Here is a 23132-nt window from a genome sequence, read left to right as displayed (position 1 = left end):
GAAGCAGTTTTGCCTGTGGCTACTCTCTCAGCCGGTCCCTGACCGCGTGCTCGACCAGGATCGGAACGTAATCCCTCACCCTGCCGCTATCCAGAGAGCGATGTTCCTGCTCGACAATGACTTCGATGTGTTCCCGCGGCAGGTCCGGGTACTTCTCGGCGAGCCGGTCCACGACATGGCCAAGTGCCCGCAATTCTTCGATGACGCCATTGGGAGAGTTTCGGGGCGTCCATCCCCAGATACAAGACTGGATTTGGCAGGACTGCCGCGCTCTGCTACACGATGCGAACCAGTATCGCCTCTGCTCACCGGTTTTCACCACAGCTGTGAGGGCAAGTCGGTGCTCGCCTCCGTCTTTGAACACGGGCGACGGCTACGTGCGGGGGCAGACTTCGGCGATGAGGCGCCGGGCCAGGTCCAGCGCCGGATCCTCCTGATCAGCGTGGGGGCGGGCATCCGCATCGTTGGGTCCCGTTTCAGCCGTGACACGCTTCGCCTCTTGGAATTTGCAGCCGCCAACCGCCTGCCTCACCGACTGGTCGATCTGGAGGCTGACGAGCAGGCACAGGCAATCCTGGACCGGGCAGGGATCCTGGCGACTGACCTGCCCGCAGTGGTGCTAAACGCCTCGCGGGTCCTCAAGAACCCTTCTACAGCGGATCTGGCCCTTGCCTTGGGCCTGCGGGTGGTGAAAGAGCATTCTGCCTCCTACGATCTCATGGTGATAGGGGCGGGCCCGGCTGGCCTGGCGGCGGCCGTGTATGCGGCGTCCGACGGATTGTCGGTCGTCCTCAAGGAAAGCCGTGCGATAGGTGGGCAGGCCGGCACGTCACCACGGATCGAGAACTTTCTTGGCTTTCCCTCCGGAATTTCAGGCGGGGAACTCACTGAAAGGGCGATCCTCCAGGCCCGAAAGTTCAGGGTCCAGATCAACGTAGCCTGCCGGGCAAACTCCATTGTGTTGCGGGACGTTGAGTTCCGCGCCGAGTTCGACGGGAGCGGACCCGCCTCCTCACGGGCCGCCCTGCTCGCAACGGGGGTTCACTACCGCCGCCTTCCGGTTCCCGGGCTGGAGGAATACGAGGGGATCAGCGTCTTCTACGCCGCCACTGTCCATGAGGCAAGGCTCTGCAGGTCACAGCCGGTGGCCGTCGTCGGCGGCGGAAATTCCGCGGGCCAGGCCGCTCTCTTCCTGGCAGGCACGGGAACACCCGTCCGGCTTGTGGTGCGCGGGGAAGACCTCCGCGCGGACATGTCGGGGTACCTCGCGGATCGAATCGAAGAGGACCAGGGCATAGAGGTGTTGCTGGGGGCAAACATCGTGGGCGTTGCCGGTTCAGGCACCCTTGAACGGATCATCGTCGATCTGCGAGCCACAGGCGAACAACGGACCTTCAATTCCCGATACCTCTTCATTTTCATCGGGGCCAAGCCACACACAGAATGGCTGCAGGGCACCCTTGCCCTTGATGACAACGGCTATATCCTCACCGGGGCTGACCTCGAAGACCTGCCTTCCGAGTTCAGCCACCTGGGGCGCACACGACTGCCCCTGGAAACCAGCGTGCCCGGAATGTTCGCGGCCGGCGATGTCCGGCATGGATCGGTGAAACGCGTAACGGCCGCCGCCGGTGAAGGCTCGACAGCAGTGGCAATGATCCACGAACACCTGCGCCTTCTTCGGGATGGACCGGCCCGTGCGCGTTGGTGAGGGACAGCAAAAGTGACTGTCGTGCCGGAAAATTCGAGCGACGTGAACCCCACAACGGCCCGAACGCTGGGCGTGCTCGCCGAACCGGAGGTCACTGCGGAGTTCGCCGAGCGTAACGGCCGCGAAGTGGGCCATCTGCTCAATCTTGTCGACGAGCGCCACGACTGGTCCGTGGTGATCGAGTATCGGGATTTTACGGCCGGTAATGGGTTAGCGCCGATGCTGGGCCCCATGGTGAAGCACCGGAGCCGCCGCGCATGGGATGTCATGGTCTGCCTGACCGATCTTCCGATTCGTTTCGAGGGACGCACTGTGGTCGCGGAAGTTGCGCTTGGAGAGCCAATCTCTTTGGTTTCCCTGCCCGCGCTCGGCGCCGTTAACATCGACCGACGGGTCCGTGCTGCCGTCGCAGACCTCGGCTGGGCGATGCACCGCCACTTCGATCCCGAGGATGACGCCGGGGAATTCGGCCCGCCCTCGCTGCATCAGTCGCGGCAAGTCGAGACCGCTGTTCTGGATGACGGGCCGATTGGGTTTCGCTACGTCTCGGCAACCCACCTCGGCCGCGCGCGGCTGCTGGCGGGCATGTTGCGGGCGAACCGGCCTTGGCGGCTGGTCTTCGGGTTGAGGAGCGCAATGGCCGCCGCGATCGCCACAGGGGCCTTTGCGCTTGTCACGGACACAATCTGGCAACTCGCAGACCTGCTGGGGGCGCCGAGGTTGACGTTACTGATGGTCCTTTCGATCAGTACGATGGTGTTCTGGATCATCACCCAACACGATCTATGGGAAAGCCCCCGGCGCGACGACCTGCTCGAGAGATATAAAGCATCCTTGTATAACCTCTCTACAGTGTGGTCGTTGACGATCGGCGTCGTGATCAGCTACGTGCTGCTGTTCGTGGCCGTGTTGTTGGCTGCAGTATTCACTATCGACGACGGCCTGTTGGCCTTGACCCTGCAACATCCGGTGGCTGTTTGGGACTTCATGGAAGTGACATGGATGACGACATCGGCAGCGCTCATCGGTGGAGCATTGGGATCGGGATTCGAGTCCAAGGACGACATCCTTCGAGCGGCGTACGGCCAACGGGAACGTCACGGCCGCGAGTCAGCGGATGCAGGCGAATAAGCCCCGTCTTGCCGGCAGCCGCGCCCTAACTGCACAGGAAACCTCGCCGGCGCCCGAGATTGACGAAAAGGGGGAGTCCACGGCAGGAGCACCGAGGGATAAAAACGCGAAGGTGGCAGCTGCCAGTCCTCCAGAGCACGCGGGTACGGTCCCGGAGCAAGCAAGCCCTGTCCGCAACGGACAGTGTCCTCCGGCAACTTCCCCCTTGACTTTCCTGCTGACCGTCGTCACTCTTGTCGACAACAGGACGGCGCATCCGTCCGCTCCTGGTCCAGTGGAGGATGCTGATGTTCCGTGCCAGCACGCTGATGCGTTCCGCGACCTCCGGGGATCGGGTTACGCGCCTTGAGCTCTTCTTCGATCTGGTCTTTGTCTTCGCGCTGATGCAACTGTCCCACCATTTGCTGGCCTATCCCTCCTGGGTTGGGGCCGGTGAGACATTTGTGCTGCTTCTTGCGGTCTATAAGGTGTGGGTGTACACCACCTGGTCGGCGACTTTGCTGGACACTTCGCGGCTTGAGGTGCAGTGGATGCTGCTGATCGTCATGCTTGTCACACTGTTCATGAACGCCTCAATCGGCTCAGCGTTTGGCGCCTTCGGCTGGTTCTTTGCTGCAACCTATCTCCTGGTCCAGCTGGGCCGGGGTGCGTGGATGCTAACTGTCGGACTTGACCGCACTACCCACGATCATTTCGTGCGCACTCTGATCTGGGGGTGTATGAGTGCGCCGTTTTGGATTGCCGGTGTCTTCTTCGGTCCGGGGCCACGTTTGATGTTCTGGGGTGTTGCTGCCGCGATCGACCTGGCCGGCCATATGCTGGCGCACCGGTTGCCGGGCCGGAAAACCGAAGGAAGCCGGGTCCCGCTCCCGGGAGAGAGGATCTTTGAGCGGTTCGGATTGTTCTACCTGATCGCGCTCGGCGAGACAATTCTCTCAACCGGCTTGGCGATTGCAGGCAATCTGGAGGACCCCTTGATATTTCTGACCGGGTCCATAAGTTTGGCCGGAAGCGTCGCAATCTGGTGGTGCTACTTCCATGGCCTCGAACAGGACATTCTTAAGAAGCTTGCTTCTGTCGATGATCAGTTCCGGCCCGGCATTTTGGCCGGCAACACCTTGGTCCTGCTACTGGCGGGCCTGATCCTAGTGGCGGTTGGTGATCAGCTCGTGATCAGCGATCCCGCCGCCCGCCCCGATCTGCCCACTGTGCTACTTCTATACAGTGGGCCGGCTCTATTTCTTGCCAGCCGGGGCTTCTTCATTCGACAGGTACTGGGCCGACGCCACCCAACTGATCTTGTTGGCATCGGAGCCTTGGTGGTGCTGGCAAACGTCAGCCTTCTCCTCCCCGCCTTCGTTGCCGCCGTGGGGGCCGTTCTTCCCCTCATTGGCGTAGCAGCCTTCGACACCGTCTACCGCCGCCGAACGCAACAGGGAGCCCGCTGACGGCCAATCAGACGCCAAGGAACGTATCCTGGGGCCAGCCTTGACCCCTGCACCGTTACATCCTTCGGCTCTTCGATCAGTGGACTGAGACATTCCTCTAAATCGTCTGATCCCCCGCCAAATCTGCATGGGGCCGACGGTGCCCACTTCCTTGGCACCGGAGCTCGCCGACGGAACACTCCCCCGCTGCCGACTAGAGCGCGCACGGTGGTCAGTTCCTCCGACATTCCTGCAGTGACGGAGCCTGCTTGCCGCCTGAGGCGAGGCGAAAATCACCGCGGAATCCGCTGTTCATCGACTGGCCAATCCGCCGGTCCTTGTTCAGCGCGGTACGCTTATTGGCCCGGTAACAGAGTCATGGCCCCTAGCATCACATTTCGAGTCCCTGACCCACCGAGTTGGCGGCGTCCGCCCGCCCTACGCGTTTTCCTGCCGTCTGGTCTACCGACCTCGGAGGAAGGCTGGCCGATGGTCGAACCCATGGCTGGTGAGGCCGTAGAAAATGGGCAGGATCACGAAAATCACCGATGCGACCAGCGGGTGGACGAGGACACCTACCGATCCCGCCGCGAGGTACAGCACGACGCCGGCAAGGGCACGCGGCCGCTCGCGTGCGAAGTAGGAATCTTCCACCTCCTCCTCGGTGAGCTCGGGATGCCGTGCCAGGTGCGAGAAGAACACCAGCCACGACAGGCACAGCAGTGCCCCGATGACCGCGTACAGCGCGACCCCGACCTTTTCGTCGGCCAGGTTGCCCGTCTTGGCGGTATCGATGATCACAGCTGTCGGCCACGGTAAAAGCGCGAGCGTCGCGAGGATTCCCAGGTTGGCCCAATGCAGGCCGATGTCCATCTCCCGGATACGGGAGAAGGCGGCCTTATGGTTGAGCCAGATCACGGCCAGGTAGATGTAGGAGGCCGCATACGCCAGGTACGTGGGCCATTGACCCAGCAAGCCAGCCAGCAGCCCCCCGGGCTCGGTCTCCGGCGGCGTGAGCTCAAGTACCAGGAGCGTGATAACGATCGCGATAACGGCGTCGCTGAACGCCTCGGCACGGCTGGTGTCCGAACGTTTCACCCTCTGCTCCTACCGCCTGTGCATGTGGTGGCCCTCCTGCCCGGGCACTTGCTGTCGGGAGACGCCTGAGGAAGCGGCGGCTGATGATTGGACCGGCCCTGGGCCGAGGGCTACGGACGGATGGACGCGGGAACGCAGCAGCCCGGTTGCTATGACGGCGGGGAGGCAGCCATCTACTCGCCCTCACCGGGCAGCTTGTACGCGAGAACGTCCACGTTCTGTATGTTGGGTTCTGCGCTGAACAGCTCCGCTCCCTGAGCGGCAAGTGCTTGCCCCACACCCCCTGACAGGTGGGTCCGGCGGGCCTCGTCATCGGGGAATACGTCGAAGACCCCGAAAGTCGATTCGTCGAACTGGAGAGCGAACCAGGCGCGCGTACCTGGCTCCTGTTCCACGACGGAGCGCGCACTGCGGAGGAAATCCGCGACGTCCTTCTCCTTGCCGGGCTTGGCCTTCAAGATCACTGATAATGCAACCTCAATCATGCTCCCTCACCCGGCCCGGTCTGGCGGATTCCATACTGAACGATAGTTTTCATGGCGAGTCTCCTTGGAACGGTACTGCGGCGGGGATGGTGCGGACCGAGCCGGCCTCGTGGCACCCTCCTCAACCTACCGAGGGAGCGGCGTGACGCACTGCCCAGTCTCCCAGTGATTGCTGGCCACCACAAGACACGATTCCTTCTGCCAAGCTGTGCAGCAGGCCGCTACTTTCGGGCGGCCCACTCCACTGACGGTCAGACAGGCCGTGCCCGCGAGTTCCTCACTGAAAGTGGCATCCAGGCGTAAGAGGGCGAAAAAACTGGTCCGCTACCAACCGAGTCCCCCTGACGCCAGCGGCCGTGACCCGGGGGCACTTGCCACTAGGTGCCGCACCACCGCACTTTCGCCTTCATCTACAGGGCTCATCAGCCAGGACGGGTGGGTGTCGCGGAAGTCGTGAATCCGCGGATTCTTAGTAAGCCCGATTGGCTGGGCCGTTCGAATGGCAGGGACCCAGTAGTGGTGCCAATAACGCTTGTGAGTGATGCGCTCGCCCTTGGGCGTCGTAAACACCTGTCCTTCCCGGGCCTGCTGCCACTAACCCAATCAACAGTTCTACCAGGGCGGGGTTCAGCCCTGTGGTCCGCTTACCGGCGCCTGTCTTCGTCGCCCCAATGCAGCACTCGTTCTGGCCGCCCCGTTTCCAGGCCTTGTTGATCCGGGCCGTGGGCGGTTTGGAGAGCAGGTCGACGTCGGCCACGGTCAGGGCAGGGGCCTCGCCAAAGCGGGTACCGCTCATGACCAGGAAATTGATGAAGGCCTTGTACCGCTTCCCCATCCCTTCCATGATGATGCTGAACTCCGCATGGTCTTCGGCGCCTTTCCCTTCACCATCATCAACTTCACCAGTGGGCGATCAGACGGTAATCGAGCTTGTACACGGGGACGTGGCCGGTGATGTTCCGGATGTGTAGGTCCAGCATGCGTTGGTAGGTCTTGTGGTTCCGCTGGATGGACGGATCGGCAGGTCGAGCGTGGCGACTGTCAGGCCCTGCTGCTCGCGGCTCTTGGGTCGGGCCATAAAACCATGTACAACGGCAGCAACGGCTAAGTAAGGCTCCACTGCCCATCAGTCAAAACATAGAAATACGAGACACCCCTCACGGATTCCGGGCAACCGCCTCAGGGCTTGGGAGACATGCCCTAGCGGCGTTCGAAGGTTCCCGTCAGCCTCGCCCGGCCCAAGGTGTGGGTGGAGAGCGCGGATTGCAGGGCGGCCGGGGTGTCATCAGTGCGAAGGTCCAGCCGCTCAACATCCACGGCATGGATCACCATCAAATACCGGTGCTGACCGTGCCCGGGAGGCGGGGCGGCTCCCACGAAACCGGTAAATCCGGCATCGTTCCTCAACTGCACTGCACCAGACGGTAACCGGGAGTTGTCCCGGGAACCTGCACCGGCCGGGAGGGAGGTGACGTCTGCCGGGATGTTCACCACAGCCCAATGCCAGTAGCCCGCGCCTGGGGCATCGGGGTCAAAGACGGTGACCGCGTAGCTCCTGGTTCCCTCGGGCGCGCCCGACCATGTGAGCTGGGGCGATTCGTCCCGGCCGCCGGCTCGCAGGACAGCGCTGCGTTGGGCTTCCGGAAGAACCTGGCCATCCTCGAAGGATTCGCTGATGACTTCGAAGGATTCGATCTCGGATGTTGGTGGAAATGGATAATGCGTTTTCATGGCTGCCTTTCAGGTACTGTCAAGCTCCGCCCCGGTCAGTTCGACGGCAGGAGCGTCCTCTGCGGCGGTTTCAATGCAGTTAGGTCGGGACAACCGCCTCAGGGTTTGGGAGACACACCCTAGGTGTACTAACCCGGTTGGTTGGTGACGCGGCTGGCGGGTGAGGCGCCTTTGAGTGCGGTGTGGGGCCTGCGATGATTCTAGTACTCGATGAAGTCCGGGTAGCAGGATTGCGGTTCGGCTTCTGAGCTGTAGGCCTTGGCGTAGGCCCATTCCTCTTGCAGGATGCGGCTGAACCGTTCGACCTTGCCGTTAGTTTGGGGCCGGTACGGCCTGGTGCGTTTGTGCCTGATCCCGGCTTCGGCCAGGACAGCGGCAAAAGCGCGGGAACGGTAACAGGAGCCGTTGTCGATCAGCACCCGGTGGATTTTCACACCCCGGGGGGCGAACGCGGCGATGGCATTGCGCATGAACACCAATGCGGTCTCTTTGGTCTCGTCAGGCAGAATCTCGGAGTAAACGAACCGGGAATGGTCATCCACCGCGTGGTGCAGGAAAGTGTAGCCGCGGACCTGGCCGCGGTCCCTGGGCCGGCCCTCCGCGAGGTTCCGGGCACGAGAGTTCGCTTCGTCCTGCACCCGCCCGTGAATGCCGTGGCCGCCACCGTTGGGGATCCGGCCGAGCTTCTTGATGTCCACATGGATCATCTCGCCCGGTTAGGCATATTCGTACCGGTTGGCGCGGTTCCTGCCGCGGACCCTGATCCCGGTTGCCGGGTCGGTGAACCGCAGCGGCGGACACAGGTAGCGGCTCAGGATGCGGTGAACCGTGGAGACGTTCAGGTGTAGGTGGTAGGCGATCCGTGCCGGACCCCAGCGCCGGTTCACCCGCAGCCCCAGCACGCGGCGCTCGGTGCGCACCCGGGTCCTGTGCGGGCAGGTCAGGGGCCTGCTCCGGCGGTCCTCCAGCCCAGCCTCGCCCAGCTCCCGATAACGGCGGGACCAGCGTGCCGCCGTCGGCACAGAGACATTGAACCGCTCTGCAGCCCTGCGCAACGGCCACCCATCCACCACAATGCACCGGGCCAACTGCAGACGACCCGAATGAGCCAAAAACGCGTTACGGTGGGACACGAGGACCTCCTGGTTTGTGTTCGCTCTCGACAAGCACCACACAACCCCCGGAGATCCTCTTATTGCGTCAAATCCGTCCCCGAGTCACCAACCTGCCGGGACAGTACACCAAAAAGGCGCTTCCCGGACCCGTGATGAGCGTCCCTGCAAGGGCAGCTCATTGGCCTACCCAGGGAGACTGAAGAAGCTCTTCGGGTCATCGGCGCCCAGCAGGTCGTGATGAAAGACGATGGCGTCCACCGGCCGGGTGTCCACGAACAGGACCGCAACCGTCCGGGAGTGGACCACCGTGTACCGAGTCAGGTCTTCCACCCAGGAATGGAGCTATTGGACCGGCCGTTCACCTTGATTCACGGAATGATGCAAAACTGGCGGTTCAGATCAGCAGCAGGGTAGGAAAACGATGAAAAACCACGGGCAGGCCGGGGAGCTTGTCGTGACCGGAGCCTGGATAGCGCAATCGGCAAGAATTTTTGAAGAGGGTCGCGCCCACAGGCTGGTACTGAACTACGCCCTCGGATTCGACGAGCCAAATCTCGATTTCCTTCGCGGGCTTCCAATCCGTGAACTGGAGATTATCGACCGGCGCCTGGACACCCTGGAGCCAATCTATTCGCTTGCCCCTACCTTGGAGTCGCTGCGCGTGACCACCCATCCCGATCTGACGATCAGGCTCAGCGAACTCCCCAAGCTCCGCAATCTCGGGGCATCCTGGTCCCAGGTAAGTGACACCATCGGCCAAGTCTCCGGGCTCCACAACTTATTCCTACTGGCCTACACGCCTGAGAATCTCGAACCGCTATCTAAACATGCTGGTCTTCAAACCCTCCGGATGAAAGATCGCCCGCGACTGCGCTCTCTGGCTGGCCTGTCCTGCTTGCCCAGGATCGAGCGCCTCGGCATATATCTCGCCGCGCGGCTTGACGACATCTCTGAGCTCCGCGGCCGCTCCGAGATTCGAGAGCTTGAGCTGGACTCGTGCAAGAAACTGAGGAATATCAACGACCTCGCAGAATGCGTAGGACTACGCCGGCTTAACATCGCCGAGAGCGGCGACATTGAGTCATTGAAGCCAGTGGCGGGGCTGACTGAGCTTGAGGAACTGTACCTATACGGATCCACCAAGATCCTGGATAACGACCTCACTCCCATCGCAGGCATTCCACGACTGAAGACCCTCGCATTGATGAACCGGCGCGGTTACTCGCCGTCAGTGAAGGAACTCCGACAAATCGCAGGACTCGCCTAAGCTCGCTACCCCGAAAGCAGCGACAGCCCGAGGGCAGGCATGCCGCCTCTGGATAGAGAACCAGGGCCTAGGACACCCCGAGAAACAGCTCTTCCTTCCCTCTGGGAAGTCAGTTCGCTGTCCCGGCGCCACCGCGGCGAGAGCACTGACAAACTATCTGGTTGAGCTGCTGATGTCTTAGAAAGCAAAAGCCTTTCAAGACACCCCTTTACGGCCAATCAAAGGAATAGGGTTCTGCGTCATACCGTGTTTCCTGACGTCTCGCTATGCCGTCTCAGCGAGGGAGGTCTCAGCCGTGCCTTCAAGAGGCCTTTTCGAGCCCCAGTGGCAACGTGAGACACCTTGGCTATACACGGGTCAGTTCATCCAGCCAGGACGCGCAGCTGCAGCTCGACGCGCTTGTCGCGGCCGGGGTCTGTCGCGTCGACAGGCTCGGCCTGACAACGACAATCACGCTGAGTGCCGGCACGTACTCTGGCTCGGTTCGCAATAATTAAAGGCTCTGCGAACTAAAGGCCCTAGCTGTTCATGAGCTGGACGGCATGTGCAGTCATCAGAACTGTCAGGGATTGCGCAAGCTCAAAAACTTCGTCCTCGAAAAAGCAGATATAGGTGTGGACACTGTACACATTCCGTTTGACAGGACAAAAGCACGCGGGCCATCCTTTCTACCGGTCCTTCAGACCGGCCTGCGGCAGCACAAGAGAGCAGGTGCGTACAGGTCATGTTGTCCCCACTCCCCCGCGGCATGAATAGATGTAGGCCACCACCGCCAACCCGACAGAATCCAAAGAAGGTTACGCAGGAACCCAACCCCAGCAGGCGGAAGGCCCACTAGCCAGGGTCTTGATCCCGCCACCCACACACCTGAATAGGCCACCGCGGCGGCCAGGCTACAGCCCGCGCACCTAGCGTCAGAGGGACGCCACCACAAGCCATGTCCACACCTTAAAGCAAAAATCCCTCTGACGAGGGAATGTGCTGTGCCCGAGGTGGGACTCGAACCCACACACCTTTCGATACCGCATTTTGAGTGCGGCGCGTCTGCCAATTCCGCCACTCGGGCGCGGATTTACGGGAGGCGAGGAAGTACGCCCACAGCTTACTGTGAGGAACGCGATCGCTTCACGTACGCGCAATTACTCTACATGCAGATAGGCTGAATTCCAGAATCGCGCCGCTGACGCCGCAATCGACCATGCAGGCCAAGTACAGCCGGGCGCGGCACCTAAGATGGAGCTGTCCCGCCGTACCTTTTCCAAGGAGATCCCGTGACTGAACAGACGGAGTCAAAACCCACGTCCCAGCCGGCGCGCCGCGTCATCGTTGCCGAGGATGAAACCCTCATCCGCCTCGACATCATCGAGATCCTGCGCGGTGAAGGGTACGAGGTGGTCGGCGAGGCGGACAACGGCGAGAAGGCCGTCCAGCTCGCCGAAGAACTGAAGCCGGACCTGGTCCTGATGGACGTCAAGATGCCGGTAATGGACGGGATCTCCGCTGCGGAGAAGATCGTCAAGGCCCGCATCGCCCCCGTGGTCCTGCTGACCGCGTTCAGCCAGAAAGAACTCGTGGAGCGTGCCCGGGACGCCGGCGCCATGGCCTACGTGGTCAAGCCCTTCACGCCGGCGGACCTCATCCCCGCCCTGGAAATCGCCCTGTCCCGCCACGAGGAAATCAAGGCCCTCGAAAGCGAAGTCTCGGACCTGCAGGAGCAGTTCGCCACCCGCAAGCTCGTCGAGCGTGCCAAGAGCCTCCTCACCACCAAGATGGGCCTCACCGAGCCCGAGGCCTTCCGCTGGATCCAGAAGACCTCCATGGACCGCCGCCTGAGCATGCGCGAGGTCGCCGAGACCATCATCAACCAGGTCAACTGACGGGCCCTGACAGCAAAAGGGAGGGTTCCCGCCAACCGGCGGGAACCCTCCCTTTTCGTTCCTGTCTAAGGCCTACTTCTTCTTCTTTTCCGGCCACGGGCCGAGCTTCTCGCGCGCCGCAGCGGACTCGCCGCGGGTGGAGTCGGCGAGGTCGCCCACCTTGTGGACCTTCAGCGAGTTGGTGGAACCGGCCTTTCCGGGAGGGGAACCGGCGGCGATAACCACCAGGTCGCCGTCTTCCACCAGTCCCATTTCCTCCAGGCTGCGGTCAACCTGCGCCGTCATCTCATCCGTGTGGTCCACCATCTGCACCAGCACCGGCTGGATGCCCCAGGTCAGGGCCAGCTGGTTCCAGACCTGCTCCACCGGGGTGAACGCGAAGACCGGCTTGACCGGCCGGAGGCGGGACAGGCGGCGTGCGGAGTCGCCGGACTGCGTGAATGCACAGATGTACTTCGCATCCAGCTGGTCGGCGATTTCGACGGCGGCACGGGTGATCGCGCCACCGCGGGTCTTGGGCTTCGTCCCCAGCGGAGGGACGCGCTCCAGGCCGTGCTCCTCAGTGGATTCGATGATGCGCGCCATCGTCTTGACCGTCTCGATGGGGTACTTGCCCACACTGGTCTCACCCGAGAGCATGACTGCATCCGCACCGTCCAGCACCGCGTTGGCGCAGTCCGAAGCCTCAGCACGCGTGGGGCGCGGGTTGTCGATCATGGATTCCAGAACCTGCGTGGCGACGATGACCGGCTTGGCCCAGCGGCGGGCCAGCTCGATGGCGCGCTTCTGCACGATCGGCACTTCCTCCAGCGGAAGCTCCACGCCCAGGTCGCCACGGGCCACCATAATCGCGTCAAACGCGTCGACGATCTCATGCAGCTGGTCCACTGCCTGCGGCTTCTCGATCTTGGCGATCACCGGAACCCGGCGGCCTTCCTCGTCCATGATCTCGTGCACGCGGACAATGTCCGAGGCGTCACGGACGAAGGACAGCGCGACCAGGTCCACGCCGCGGCGCATGGCCCAGCGGAGGTCGTCCTCATCCTTCTCGCTCAGCGCCGGAACATTCACGGCCACGCCCGGGAGGTTGATGCCCTTGTTATTGGACACCATGCCGCCCACAGTCACTTGAGCGACAACCTTGACGTCATCAACCTCGATGGCGCGCAGGGCCACCTTGCCGTCGTCGATCAGCAGGGCGTCGCCAACGTTGACGTCCTCGGTGAGGCTCTTCAGCGTGGTGGAACAAATGTCCTTGGTGCCGGGAACGTCCTCGGTGGTGATGGTGAAAGTGTCACCCACGGCGAGGGCGTGCGGACCGTCCACGAAACGGCCCAGGCGGATCTTGGGGCCCTGCAGGTCGGCCATGATGGCCACTGCCTTGCCCAGGTCAGCTGCTGCCTTGCGCACGTTCTCATAGGTGTTGTCATGCACGGAGTAGTCGCCGTGGCTCATGTTCATGCGCGCGACGTCAACACCTGCTTCCAGCACTGCGAGGGTGTTTTCGTAGCTGGCAATTGCCGGGCCGAATGTGGCCACAATTTTTGCGCGTCTCATATACCTACCCTATTGGTCTCTTGCATTGGTTAAGTTGTCGTGCAGGTGAACCCCCGGTGCACCGTTACAGGACGGCGATGGCCCGGTCTGTCGGAGCGACCGGCGCGGGCAGGATCGTTGTGCCCATCAGGTACTGGTCCACGGCAGCGGCAGCGGCGCGGCCTTCCGCGATGGCCCAGACGATGAGCGACTGGCCCCGGCCGGCGTCGCCTGCCACGAACACGCCCTCGGTGTTCGTCATGTAGTACCCGTCGCGGGACACGTTGCCGCGGCCATCGAATTCGGCGTGCACCTGTTCGGTGATGCCCGCCGGCTCGGCCCCGGTGAACCCCAGGGACAGGAACACCAGGTCCGCCGGAATGACCCGCTCGGTTCCGGCCTTGGGCAGGCGCTTGCCGTCCACAAACTCCGTCTCGGCCACCTTCACGCCGGTGAGCCTGCCATTCTCGCCCACGAACTCGACGGTGGACGCAAGGTACGTCCGCTCGCCGCCCTCCTCGTGCGCGCTGGCCACCTCAAAAAGCGTGGGGAACGTCGGCCACGGCTGGTGGCTGGCACGCTCAGCCGGCGGCTGCTTGCCAATGGCCAGGGTGGTCACCGATGCCGCACCGTGGCGGTGTGCAGTGCCCAGGCAGTCCGCGCCTGTGTCGCCGCCGCCAAGGATGACAACGTGCTTCCCCTGCGCGTGGATCTGGTTCTCCACCGTCTCCCCCGCCACGGCGCGGTTGGCCGGCACCAGGTAATCCATCGCGAAATGGACACCCTCCAGATCGCGGCCCGGGATGGGCAGGTCGCGCGGCACGGTGGCGCCGGTGCAGATCACGACGGCGTCATAGCGCCTCCGCAGCTGCTCCCACGTCACGTCCGTGCCCACGTTAACGCCGGTCCGGAAGCGGGTGCCTTCCGCCTTCATCTGCTCGATACGGCGGTCCACCTGCTCCTTCTCCATCTTGAAGTCGGGGATGCCGTAGCGGAGCAGGCCGCCGATCCTGTCGTCCCGCTCGTACACCGCAACGGTGTGGCCCACCCGGGTCAGCTGCTGCGCCACGGCCAGGCCGGCAGGGCCGGAACCCACCACGGCAACGGTCTTGCCGGTCAGGCGGGCAGGCGGCAACGGGTGGACCCAGTTGTTGTCCCACGCCTCGTCGATGATCGAGACCTCCACCTGCTTGATGGTCACCGCGGGCTGGTTGATCCCCAGCACGCAGGACGCTTCACAGGGTGCCGGGCACAGCCGGCCGGTGAACTCGGGGAAATTGTTGGTGGCGTGGAGCCGCTCGATCGCTTCCTCGCCCTTGTCCCGCCACATGAGGTCGTTCCACTCGGGAATGAGGTTGCCCAACGGGCAGCCCTGGTGGCAGAACGGCACACCACAGTCCATGCAGCGTCCCGCCTGGGCCTTGAGGGTGCCCTTCTCCTGTGCCTCGTAGACTTCCTTCCAGTCCATGATGCGGACGGGAACGGGACGGCGTGGCTGGGTTTCACGCTGGCGTACTTTCAGAAATCCGCGTGGATCAGCCACCGGTCACCTCCAGGATTCGAGACCATACTTCTTCGCCGTCGGGGTCCAGGCCCTCTTCGATGGCGTCGAGACGGGTTTGCAGCACCGCCGCGTAGTCGCGCGGCAGCACCTTGGTAATGCGGGCAGCGGTGTCATCGAAGTTCTCGAGGAGCCGGGCGGCCAGCTGGGAATCGGTTTCTTCGACGTGCTTGACCAGGAGGCCGTGCACGATGTCGCGGTCTTCTGCGTCCAGCTCCAGGAGCTGGAGCTCGCCGGACTGCAGGGCTTCCTTGTTGACACGGGTGGTCCGCAGGTCCAGGACGTACGCGGTTCCACCGGACATGCCGGCGCCGAAGTTGCGGCCGGTGCGGCCCAGGATCAGCGTCTGGCCGCCCGTCATGTACTCGCAACCGTGGTCGCCGATGCCTTCGACGACTGCCGTGGCGCCGGAGTTGCGGACAAGGAAGCGTTCGCCCACGTGGCCGCGCAGGAACAGTTCGCCGCTGGTTGCGCCGTAGCCGATCACGTTGCCGGCGATGACGTTGTCCTCGGCCTTGAACACGTTGGTCCGGTCCGGGCGCACCACTATGCGGCCGCCGGAGAGGCCCTTGCCCACGTAGTCGTTGGAGTCACCGTAGAGCCGCAGGGTGATGCCGGCGGGCAGGAACGCGCCCAGCGACTGCCCCGCCGTGCCGCTCAGCGTGACGTCGATGGTGTCCGTCGCCAGCACATCGGTCCCGAAGGTCCTGGTGACGACGTGCCCCAGCATGGTGCCCACGGAGCGGTCCGTGTTGATCACGTCAACAGCGATCTTTACGGGGCTGCGGTCCGTCAGCGCCTCGGCGGCCATGGTGATCAGCCGCTGGTCGAAGTGCTTGTCCAGTTCGTGGTTCTGGCCGGTCAGGTTGCGCAGCGGGGCGTCGTCGTCGAACTCCAGGCCGTGCAGGATCGGGTCCAGGTCCAGCCCTTCGGCCTTCCAGTGGTCGATTGCCTCGCGGGTATCCAGCACCTCTGCGTGGCCGATGGCCTCTTCGAGACTGCGGAAGCCAAGCTCCGCCAGGATTTCGCGGACCTCCTCGGCCAGGAATTCGAAGAAGTTGACCACGAATTCGGGCTTGCCGGTAAACCGTGCGCGCAGTTCGGGGTTCTGCGTCGCCACGCCCACTGGGCAGGTGTCCAGGTGGCACACGCGCATCATGATGCAGCCTTCCACCACCAGCGGAGCCGTGGCGAAGCCGAATTCCTCGCCGCCCAGCAGGGCGGCAATGACAACGTCGCGGCCGGTCTTGAGCTGCCCGTCCACCTGCACCACCACGCGGTCCCGCAGGCCATTGAGCATCAGGGTCTGCTGCGTCTCGGCCAGGCCGAGCTCCCACGGAACGCCGGCGTGCTTGAGCGAGTTCAGCGGGGATGCCCCGGTGCCTCCGTCGTGCCCGGAGACAAGTACGACGTCGGCCTTCGCCTTGGTCACGCCGGACGCCACGGTGCCGATCCCCACTTCGGACACCAGCTTCACGTGCACGCGCGCCGAGGGATTGGCACGCTTTGCGTCGTAAATCAGCTGGGCGAGGTCCTCGATGGAGTAGATGTCGTGATGCGGCGGAGGGGAAATGAGCCCGACGCCGGGGGTCGAGTGACGCGTCCGGGCCACCCAGGGGTAGACCTTCTGCGCCATCAGCTGGCCGCCTTCGCCGGGCTTGGCGCCCTGGGCCATCTTGATCTGGATGTCATCCGCGTTGGTCAGGTACAGGCTGGTCACGCCGAAACGGCCGGACGCTATCTGCTTGACCGCGGAACGGCGCTCCGGATCGAGCAGGCGCTCCACGTCTTCGCCGCCCTCACCGGTGTTGGACTTGCCGCCCAGCCGGTTCATGGCGATGGCCAGCGTCTCGTGGGCTTCCTTGGAGATGGACCCGTAGCTCATCGCGCCGGTGGAGAAACGCTTGACAATGCTGGAGACGGGCTCCACTTCCTCAAGGGGAACCGGAGGCCGCTCATTCTTGAACTTCAGCAGCCCGCGGAGCGTCATCAGGTTCTGCGACTGGTCGTCCACGCCCTTGGTGTATGCCTTGAAGATGTCGTAGCGGCGTTCGCGGGTGGCATGCTGCAGCCGGAAAACGGTCTCGGGGTTGAACAGGTGCGGCTCACCGTCGCGGCGCCACTGGTACTCGCCGCCGCCCAGCAGTGGACGGTGCGGCTGTTCGATGCCGCCCTCCGGGTAGGCCATCTGGTGGCGAGCGGAAACTTCGGCTGCGATGACGTCCAGGCCAACGCCGCCCAGCTGGGAGTGGGTGCCGGCGAAGAATTCGTCCACCAGTTCCTGGCCCAGGCCCAGCGCCTCAAACGTCTGGGCGCCGGTGTAGGAGGCCACCGTGGAGATGCCCATCTTGGACATGATCTTCAGGACGCCCTTGCCCAGGCCCTTGATGAGGTTGTAGACGCCGTCCTGCGGGGTGACGCCCGTGACGTCGCCGGCCGCAATCAGCTGTTCCACGGACTCCATGGCCAGGTACGGGTTCACGGCGGAGGCACCGTAGCCGATCAGCACGGCCACGTGGTGGGTCTCGCGGACGTCGCCGGCCTCCACCACGAGCGCGGTCTTGGTGCGGTTGGCGCTGCGGAGCAGGTGGTGGTGCACGGCGCTGACCAGCAGCAGGGACGGGATGGGCGCCCACTGTGCGTTCGAGTCGCGGTCGGACAGCACCACGTACTGCACGCCGCGGTTGATGGCGCCCGAAACCTGTTCGCAGATTTCGGTAAGGCGTGCGCGCAGGGCGTTCTCGCCGCCCTCGGGACGGTACAGGCCCCGGACCTTCATGGCGACGCGGTTGCCGTCGGCGTCCTCGATGTTGGCTATCTTGGCCAGCTGGTCATTGTTGATGACCGGGAACGGCAGCTGGACCTGCGGCTGCCGGACCTGCTTGGTGTCCAGCAGGTTCCCGTTGGGGCCGATGGCGCACGTCAGCGAGGTGACCAGCTCTTCGCGGATGGCATCCAGCGGCGGGTTGGTGACCTGCGCAAAGGACTGAACAAAGTAGTCGAAAAGCAGGCGGGGCCGCTTGGAGAGCACCGCCACCGGGGTGTCGGAGCCCATGGCGCCCAACGGCTCGGCACCTGTGCGGGCCATCGGGCCCAGAAGGATCTTCAGTTCCTCGGTGGTGTACCCGAACGTGCGCTGGCGGATGTTCACGGAGGCAGCGGTATGCACCACGTGCTCGCGCTCGGGCAGCTCGTTCAGGTCGATCAGGTTGTCCTTGACCCATTCGGCCCACGGGTTCGCCGCAGCGACTTCTGCCTTAACCTCTTCGTCGTCAATGATGCGGCCGGCCCCTGTATCCACCAGGAACATCTTGCCGGGAGAGACGCGGCCCTTCTTGACTACCTTGGCGGGTTCGACGTCGATCACGCCCACCTCGGAGGCGAAGACGATCAGTCCGTCCTCGGTGATCCAGTAGCGGCCAGGGCGGAGCCCGTTGCGGTCCAGGGTGGCACCAACCAGGTTGCCGTCGGTGAAGGAGACCGCCGCGGGGCCGTCCCACGGTTCCATCAGCAGGGAGTGGTATTCGTAGAACGCGCGGCGGGCGGGATCCATCGTGGCGTGGTTTTCCCACGCCTCGGGGATCATCATCATGATCGAGTGCGTGATGGGGCGGCCGGACAGCCACAGCAGCTCCGCGACCTCGTCGAAGGAGGCGGAGTCGGAAGCGCCCGGGGTGCAAATGGGGTAGAGCTCTTCGGGGGAATCGCCCAGCAGCGGGTTGGCAAGCTGGGACTGGCGGGCCCGCATCCAGTTCCGGTTGCCCTTGACGGTGTTGATTTCGCCGTTGTGCGCGATGGTGCGGAACGGCTGCGCCAGGGGCCACGACGGGAACGTGTTCGTGGAGAAACGCGAGTGGACAATGGCCAGCTTGGTCTTGAACCGCTTGTCCGAAAGGTCCGGGTAGAACGGCTCCAGCTGGGCGGTGGTGAGCATGCCCTTGTACACGATGGTGCGCGAGGACAGCGAGGGGAAGTAGACGCCGAACTTGTTCTGGGCCCGCTTGCGGATCCGCCAGGCGCGGGAGTCGAGCTCGTTCCGGTCCAGCTCCTCGCCGGTGGCCGATGCCAGGAAGGGCTGGGAGAAGTACGGCATGCAGGCTCGGGCCATGGCACCGACGAGGTCGGCGACGACCGGCACCTCGCGCCAGCCAAGGACCTTCAGGCCCTCGTCCGCGGCCAGGCCCTCGATGCCGGCGCGGGCGGCGTCGGCTTCGCGCTGTTCCGCGGGCAGGAACGCCGTGCCGGCCACGTACTGGCCGGGGGCGGGCAGTTCGAACTCCGTGACGGCGCGGAAGAATTCGTCCGGGATCTGCATGAGGAGGCCGGCGCCGTCGCCCGTTCCCTCATCAGCACCCACGGCGCCGCGGTGTTCAAGGTTGCGCAGGGCGGTCAGGGCCGCATCCACGATGTCGTAGCCCGGTTCGCCCCGCAGGGTGGCGATGATCGCCAGCCCACAGGCGTCCTTTTCCTGCTCGGGGTTGTACAGTCCGCCCGCGTCAGGGAGGGCCGCGAAGCGCTTGAAGGGCGACATGGCAGCCTCAGGCTGATCCGGTTCGGACCAGCTGGGAGTGTGAAGAGTTTGGGTCATGGGAGACGTCCTTCCTCCTGATCGTGCGTATGGAAGGGACACCGTTGGCCCCACTCGTGGGCCCCGTGTGATGGGCACAACAAAGTGTTATTTACAGGAAATTGTAGGTCAGCTCGGCCTGCTGAACGAAGAGTTACGCAGGCCCCTGCCCCGGGCCGCACCGGAGAGCAGCTGTACGCTGATCCGGCGGATCCCATGCCACGACATTGTGGTTGGTGGGCTGTTCGAGCGGTGGCTCACATGCCCTTCCGGCCGGCTACTTCCTGTCGCCGGCCTCTGGAGCGGATCCCGTGGCTGTGCTGCCGGAAGTTCCGGCGGCAGGTGCATCCGTGCCGGGCCTGGGGCCGGACGGTGCCGCCGCGGCTTCTTCCGTGGGGTCGGAAGCAGGCCGGGAACCGCTTTGGTTATCACGGAGATTATCACGCGATTCACTATCTGAGACAACAGAGTCCGGATCACGGACGTCATTTGCGGCAGAGGCATCTTCCGCGCCTGCGGCCACCGGCGCGGGCTCCCTGCCCGGCAGGTAGGGCGTGTCCGGCTGCGGACGGCCCTTCAGCCCGAGCAGCACGAAGGCGGCCAGGGCCACCACGAAGACGAAGATGCTGGTCCAGACGTTGAGCCGGGTGGTGATGCCGAACAGGGAAATCTGCTCAGCATCATCGATGCGCATCGCCTCGATCCAGACGCGGCCCAGCGTGTAGTACATGGCGTACAGCCAGAACAGACGGCTGCGGCGGAAGTTGAACCGGCGGTCCAATGCGAGCAGGATAATGACGCCCGCAACGTTCCACAGGGACTCATACAGGAACGTGGGGTGGAACAGCGTGCCCTCGGCCATTCCCGCCGGGAAATTGGGATTGTCCGCGTCCACTTCCAGGCCCCAGGGCACCGTGGTGGGGCCGCCGAACAGTTCCTGGTTGAAGTAGTTGCCCCAGCGCCCGATGGCCTGGGCCAGCAGCAGCCCGGGAGCAGCCGCATCGAGGAACGCGGTGAGCTTGACTCCGCTGCGGCGGCAGCCGATCCAGGCACCGATCACGCCAAGCAGCACCGCTCCCCAGATACCCAGCCCGCCCCGCTGGATCTGCGGTATCAGTGAAAGGTCACCCGTCCCGTCAAAACCCGGGCCGAAGTATGCGTCCGGGGACGAGAACACGTGATAGAGCCGTCCGCCGATAATCCCGGAGGGGATGGCCCAGATGACGATGTCCCACACGCTGCCTTCGGGTGCCCCCCGCTTTGCCCAGCGGACCGACGTAAGCCACAGGCCGGCAATGATTCCGGCGAGGATGCACAGCGCGTAGGCGTGGATGCGCAGCGCGCCCCATGGCAGGGGGATGTCGAAACCGGACCAGTCGGGGCTGGGGATACTGGCCGGCACCAGGGCGGCGGCCTGCAGGAGTGTTTGCATTGCTAGGCTTCTTCTTTCCTGGCCAGGCCGGTGCTGAGGTCTTTGGTGAGCGCGCCCACTGCGTCGACGCCGCCGTCACCCAGGCTTTTGACCAGGGCCGTGCCTACGATGACGCCCTCGGCGTACGCGGCGATCTCGCGGACCTGGTCTGCGTTGGACACGCCCAGGCCCACGCAGACACGTTCCGCTCCGGCAGCATGTGCGGCCGCCACCACGTCCTTGGCAGCCGTGCTGACGGACGTCCGGGCTCCCGTGACGCCCATGATGGACACGGCGTACACGAACCCGCGGCTGGCATCCACGGTGCGCTGCATGCGCTCTGCCGTGGAGGACGGGGCCACAAGGAACACCCGGTCCAGGCCGTACTTGTCAGAGGCCGCCATCCATTCGGAAGCTTCGTCCGGGATGAGGTCCGGGGTGATGAGTCCCGCCCCGCCGGCCTCTGCGAGGCGGCGGGAAAACTCCTCCACACCCATCCGCACCACCGGGTTCCAGTACGTCATGACCAGGACCGCGGCATCGGTCTGGCTGGTAATCCCGGCCACGACGTCGAACACCTGGCCCACCTTGAAGCCGTTGGCAAGGGCCTGCGTGGTGGCAGCCTGGATGACCTGGCCGTCCATCACGGGGTCGGAGTAGGGGATGCCCACCTCGATGAGGTCTGCGCCGTTGCGCGCGGCGGCGACGCCGGCGGCAATCGACTCCTCCACGCTGGGGTAGCCCGCGGGCAGGTAGGCGACGAGGGCGGCACGGCCCTCGGCGCGGGCCCGGTCGATCGCGGCCGCCGCCTTGCTGGTCATCTGTACCCCGTTTGCCGTCTCTGCGCCGCTCACAGCTGCTCACCCTCTTTACCGATTTCCGACTCGGCGGAACCCTTGTCCAACAGGTTGAACCATTCAGCCGCGGTAGCAACATCCTTGTCGCCACGGCCGGACAGGTTCACGATCACGATCTTCCCGGCAGCGGCGGCGGGGTCCTCCGCGGCAAGCCGCTGGCCCACCTTGATGGCTCCGGCCAGTGCGTGGGCGGACTCGATAGCCGGAATGATGCCCTCTGTCCGGCACAGGAGCCGGAAGGCGTCCATGGCTTCGCTGTCCGTGATGGGCTCGTAGCTGACTCGGCCGATATCGGCCAGGTACGAGTGCTCCGGGCCCACCCCCGGATAGTCCAGCCCGGCGGAGATGGAGTGCGATTCGATGGTCTGGCCGTCGTCGTCCTGCATGAGGTAGGAGCGGGCGCCGTGGAGCACGCCGGGCTTGCCCAGGGTAATGGTGGCCGCGTGCCGGCCGGTGTCCACGCCGTCGCCGCCTGCCTCGAAACCGTAGATCTTCACCGACGGATCATCCAGGAAGCCGTGGAAGATGCCGATGGCGTTGGATCCGCCGCCAATGCACGCGCATACAGCATCAGGCAGCCGGCCTTCCTGCTCCAGGATCTGGGCGCGGGCTTCATCGCCAATGACCTCATGGAAGTAGCGGACCATGGCCGGGAAGGGGTGCGCGCCCGCGGCGGTGCCCAGCAGGTAGTGGGTGTGGTCCACGTTGGCAACCCAGTCGCGGAGCGCGTCGTTGATGGCGTCCTTGAGGGTCTGGGAACCGCTGGTCACCGGGATGACCGTGGCGCCGAGCAGCTCCATGCGGGCCACGTTCAGCGCCTGGCGGCGGCAGTCCTCGGCACCCATGTACACCACGCACTCAAGGCCCATCAGGGCCGCCGCGGTGGCGCTGGCGACGCCGTGCTGGCCCGCACCGGTTTCGGCGATGACGCGGGTCTTGCCCATGCGTTTGGCCAGGAGCGCCTGGCCCAGGACGTTGTTGATCTTGTGCGAGCCGGTGTGGTTCAGGTCTTCGCGCTTGAGGAAGATCCGGACTCCGCCGGCGTGGCCGGAGAACCGCTTGGCTTCGGTCAGCAGCGAGGGGCGGCCCGAGTAGTTCTTGTTGAGGTCCGCGATCTGGGCCCGGAATTCAGGATCGTCCTTGGCCTGGTTGAACGTCTCTTCGAGTTCGTCCAGGGCGGCGATGAGGGATTCCGGCATCCAGCGCCCGCCGTAGTTGCCGAAGTACGGCCCCGGTGCGTGCCGGAGGGAGCCGCCCTGCAGGAAGGCTTCCGTGGCATTGTGATCGGCATCGTTGTGGGCTTCGCCGGAGGGTGCGTGGGCCATCAGTCCGTCCTGTTCCAGTTGTTCGGGCAAAAG

At 64.2% G+C, this 23132-nt stretch carries 16 protein-coding genes, 1 tRNA gene and 2 pseudogenes; 6 read left to right on the top strand and 13 right to left on the bottom strand.

Annotated features, from left to right (window positions below; genetic code table 11):
• Nucleotides 1–19: 19 nt before the first annotated feature.
• Nucleotides 20–319: a three-helix bundle dimerization domain-containing protein gene (locus tag ACIQCN_RS03970; protein ID WP_400609835.1), complete on the bottom strand. Its 300-nt coding sequence runs from the start codon at nucleotides 317–319 to the stop codon at nucleotides 20–22.
• A 21-nt stretch (nucleotides 320–340) separates the two neighbouring features.
• Between ACIQCN_RS03970 and ACIQCN_RS03965 the strand changes: the two genes are divergently transcribed.
• From ACIQCN_RS03965 to ACIQCN_RS03955, 3 genes are all read left to right on the top strand, one after another.
• Nucleotides 341–1711: an NAD(P)/FAD-dependent oxidoreductase gene (locus ACIQCN_RS03965; protein ID WP_400609489.1), complete on the top strand. Its 1371-nt coding sequence runs from the start codon at nucleotides 341–343 to the stop codon at nucleotides 1709–1711.
• A 12-nt stretch (nucleotides 1712–1723) separates the two neighbouring features.
• Nucleotides 1724–2842: a hypothetical protein gene (locus tag ACIQCN_RS03960; RefSeq protein WP_400609488.1), complete on the top strand. Its 1119-nt coding sequence runs from the start codon at nucleotides 1724–1726 to the stop codon at nucleotides 2840–2842.
• 287 nt (nucleotides 2843–3129) lie between these two features.
• The gene (locus tag ACIQCN_RS03955; protein WP_400609486.1) at nucleotides 3130–4290 is read left to right on the top strand and encodes a low temperature requirement protein A; all 1161 of its coding nucleotides are present in this window, start codon (nucleotides 3130–3132) and stop codon (nucleotides 4288–4290) included.
• Between the two features lie 441 nt (nucleotides 4291–4731).
• Here ACIQCN_RS03955 and ACIQCN_RS03950 read toward each other — a convergent pair whose 3' ends face one another.
• The 5 genes and pseudogenes from ACIQCN_RS03950 to ACIQCN_RS03930 all read right to left on the bottom strand — a co-directional run bounded on the left by ACIQCN_RS03950 (nucleotide 4732) and on the right by ACIQCN_RS03930 (nucleotide 9028).
• Entirely contained in the window at nucleotides 4732–5367 is a 636-nt protein-coding gene (locus ACIQCN_RS03950; RefSeq protein WP_400604058.1) for a TMEM175 family protein, read from the bottom strand.
• A 173-nt stretch (nucleotides 5368–5540) separates the two neighbouring features.
• The gene (locus tag ACIQCN_RS03945) at nucleotides 5541–5852 is read right to left on the bottom strand and encodes a putative quinol monooxygenase (RefSeq protein WP_400604060.1); all 312 of its coding nucleotides are present in this window, start codon (nucleotides 5850–5852) and stop codon (nucleotides 5541–5543) included.
• 1200 nt (nucleotides 5853–7052) lie between these two features.
• Entirely contained in the window at nucleotides 7053–7583 is a 531-nt protein-coding gene (locus ACIQCN_RS03940) for a YbhB/YbcL family Raf kinase inhibitor-like protein (protein ID WP_400609485.1), read from the bottom strand.
• Between the two features lie 128 nt (nucleotides 7584–7711).
• A pseudogene (locus tag ACIQCN_RS03935) lies at nucleotides 7712–8716 on the bottom strand (IS481 family transposase).
• Between the two features lie 165 nt (nucleotides 8717–8881).
• Nucleotides 8882–9028 carry a hypothetical protein gene (locus ACIQCN_RS03930; RefSeq protein WP_400604064.1) on the bottom strand — a complete coding sequence of 49 codons (147 nt, stop codon included), beginning with the start codon at nucleotides 9026–9028 and terminating at the stop codon, nucleotides 8882–8884.
• Nucleotides 9029–9119: 91 nt separating this feature from the next.
• Here ACIQCN_RS03930 and ACIQCN_RS03925 point away from each other — a divergent pair, with 91 nt between their 5' ends.
• Together ACIQCN_RS03925 and ACIQCN_RS03920 are read left to right on the top strand one after the other, a co-directional pair.
• On the top strand, nucleotides 9120–9965 hold the full coding sequence (locus tag ACIQCN_RS03925) for a hypothetical protein (RefSeq protein ID WP_400609484.1): 846 nt from the start codon (nucleotides 9120–9122) through the stop codon (nucleotides 9963–9965).
• Nucleotides 9966–10297: 332 nt separating this feature from the next.
• Nucleotides 10298–10393, top strand: a pseudogene (locus ACIQCN_RS03920) (recombinase family protein); the annotation flags it as partial.
• Nucleotides 10394–10949: 556 nt separating this feature from the next.
• Here the strand turns inward: ACIQCN_RS03920 and ACIQCN_RS03915 are convergent.
• A tRNA-Leu gene (locus ACIQCN_RS03915) sits at nucleotides 10950–11031 on the bottom strand.
• Nucleotides 11032–11236: 205 nt separating this feature from the next.
• On the opposite strand from ACIQCN_RS03915, the gene ACIQCN_RS03910 reads away from it, so the two are divergent.
• Complete coding sequence (locus ACIQCN_RS03910; protein WP_131134321.1) at nucleotides 11237–11842, top strand: ANTAR domain-containing response regulator; 606 nt, start codon at nucleotides 11237–11239, stop codon at nucleotides 11840–11842.
• A 72-nt stretch (nucleotides 11843–11914) separates the two neighbouring features.
• On the opposite strand, the gene pyk is transcribed toward ACIQCN_RS03910, so the two are convergent.
• The 6 genes from pyk to trpB all read right to left on the bottom strand — a co-directional run bounded on the left by pyk (nucleotide 11915) and on the right by trpB (nucleotide 23099).
• Complete coding sequence (pyk, locus tag ACIQCN_RS03905) at nucleotides 11915–13399, bottom strand: pyruvate kinase (RefSeq protein ID WP_400604087.1); 1485 nt, start codon at nucleotides 13397–13399, stop codon at nucleotides 11915–11917.
• A gap of 64 nt (nucleotides 13400–13463) precedes the next feature.
• Nucleotides 13464–14921 (bottom strand): glutamate synthase subunit beta, encoded by a 1458-nt coding sequence (locus ACIQCN_RS03900; protein WP_400604089.1) that lies wholly within the window; start codon nucleotides 14919–14921, stop codon nucleotides 13464–13466.
• Nucleotides 14914–19527 (bottom strand): glutamate synthase large subunit, encoded by a 4614-nt coding sequence (gene gltB, locus ACIQCN_RS03895; protein ID WP_400604091.1) that lies wholly within the window; start codon nucleotides 19525–19527, stop codon nucleotides 14914–14916. The genes ACIQCN_RS03900 and gltB overlap by 8 nt, the downstream gene beginning before the upstream one ends.
• A 256-nt stretch (nucleotides 19528–19783) precedes the next feature.
• Nucleotides 19784–20938 (bottom strand): prolipoprotein diacylglyceryl transferase, encoded by a 1155-nt coding sequence (gene lgt, locus ACIQCN_RS03890; protein ID WP_400609482.1) that lies wholly within the window; start codon nucleotides 20936–20938, stop codon nucleotides 19784–19786.
• A 2-nt stretch (nucleotides 20939–20940) separates the two neighbouring features.
• Nucleotides 20941–21738: a tryptophan synthase subunit alpha gene (gene trpA, locus ACIQCN_RS03885; RefSeq protein ID WP_400604307.1), complete on the bottom strand. Its 798-nt coding sequence runs from the start codon at nucleotides 21736–21738 to the stop codon at nucleotides 20941–20943.
• Nucleotides 21739–21767: 29 nt separating this feature from the next.
• On the bottom strand, nucleotides 21768–23099 hold the full coding sequence (gene trpB, locus ACIQCN_RS03880; protein ID WP_400604094.1) for a tryptophan synthase subunit beta: 1332 nt from the start codon (nucleotides 23097–23099) through the stop codon (nucleotides 21768–21770).
• Nucleotides 23100–23132: the final 33 nt, after the last annotated feature.

It is taken from the genome of Pseudarthrobacter sp. NPDC092424, assembly GCF_044754925.1.
GTDB lineage: Bacteria > Actinomycetota > Actinomycetes > Actinomycetales > Micrococcaceae > Arthrobacter.
The sequence above is the reverse complement of the archived record's forward strand: the minus strand, read 5'-3'. Positions and strand labels throughout refer to the sequence as shown.

Bases quoted from the DNA above. Each gene is read 5' to 3' on its own strand.
- ACIQCN_RS03955 (WP_400609486.1), top strand. From the start codon at position 3,130: ATGTTCCGTGCCAGCACGCTGATGCGTTCCGCGACCTCCGGGGATCGG.
- lgt (WP_400609482.1), bottom strand. From the start codon at position 20,938: ATGCAAACACTCCTGCAGGCCGCCGCCCTGGTGCCGGCCAGTATCCCC.
- pyk (WP_400604087.1), bottom strand. From the start codon at position 13,399: ATGAGACGCGCAAAAATTGTGGCCACATTCGGCCCGGCAATTGCCAGC.
- trpA (WP_400604307.1), bottom strand. From the start codon at position 21,738: ATGACCAGCAAGGCGGCGGCCGCGATCGACCGGGCCCGCGCCGAGGGC.
- trpB (WP_400604094.1), bottom strand. From the start codon at position 23,099: ATGGCCCACGCACCCTCCGGCGAAGCCCACAACGATGCCGATCACAAT.
- ACIQCN_RS03945 (WP_400604060.1), bottom strand. From the start codon at position 5,852: ATGATTGAGGTTGCATTATCAGTGATCTTGAAGGCCAAGCCCGGCAAG.
- ACIQCN_RS03925 (WP_400609484.1), top strand. From the start codon at position 9,120: ATGAAAAACCACGGGCAGGCCGGGGAGCTTGTCGTGACCGGAGCCTGG.
- gltB (WP_400604091.1), bottom strand. From the start codon at position 19,527: ATGACCCAAACTCTTCACACTCCCAGCTGGTCCGAACCGGATCAGCCT.
- ACIQCN_RS03940 (WP_400609485.1), bottom strand. From the start codon at position 7,583: ATGAAAACGCATTATCCATTTCCACCAACATCCGAGATCGAATCCTTC.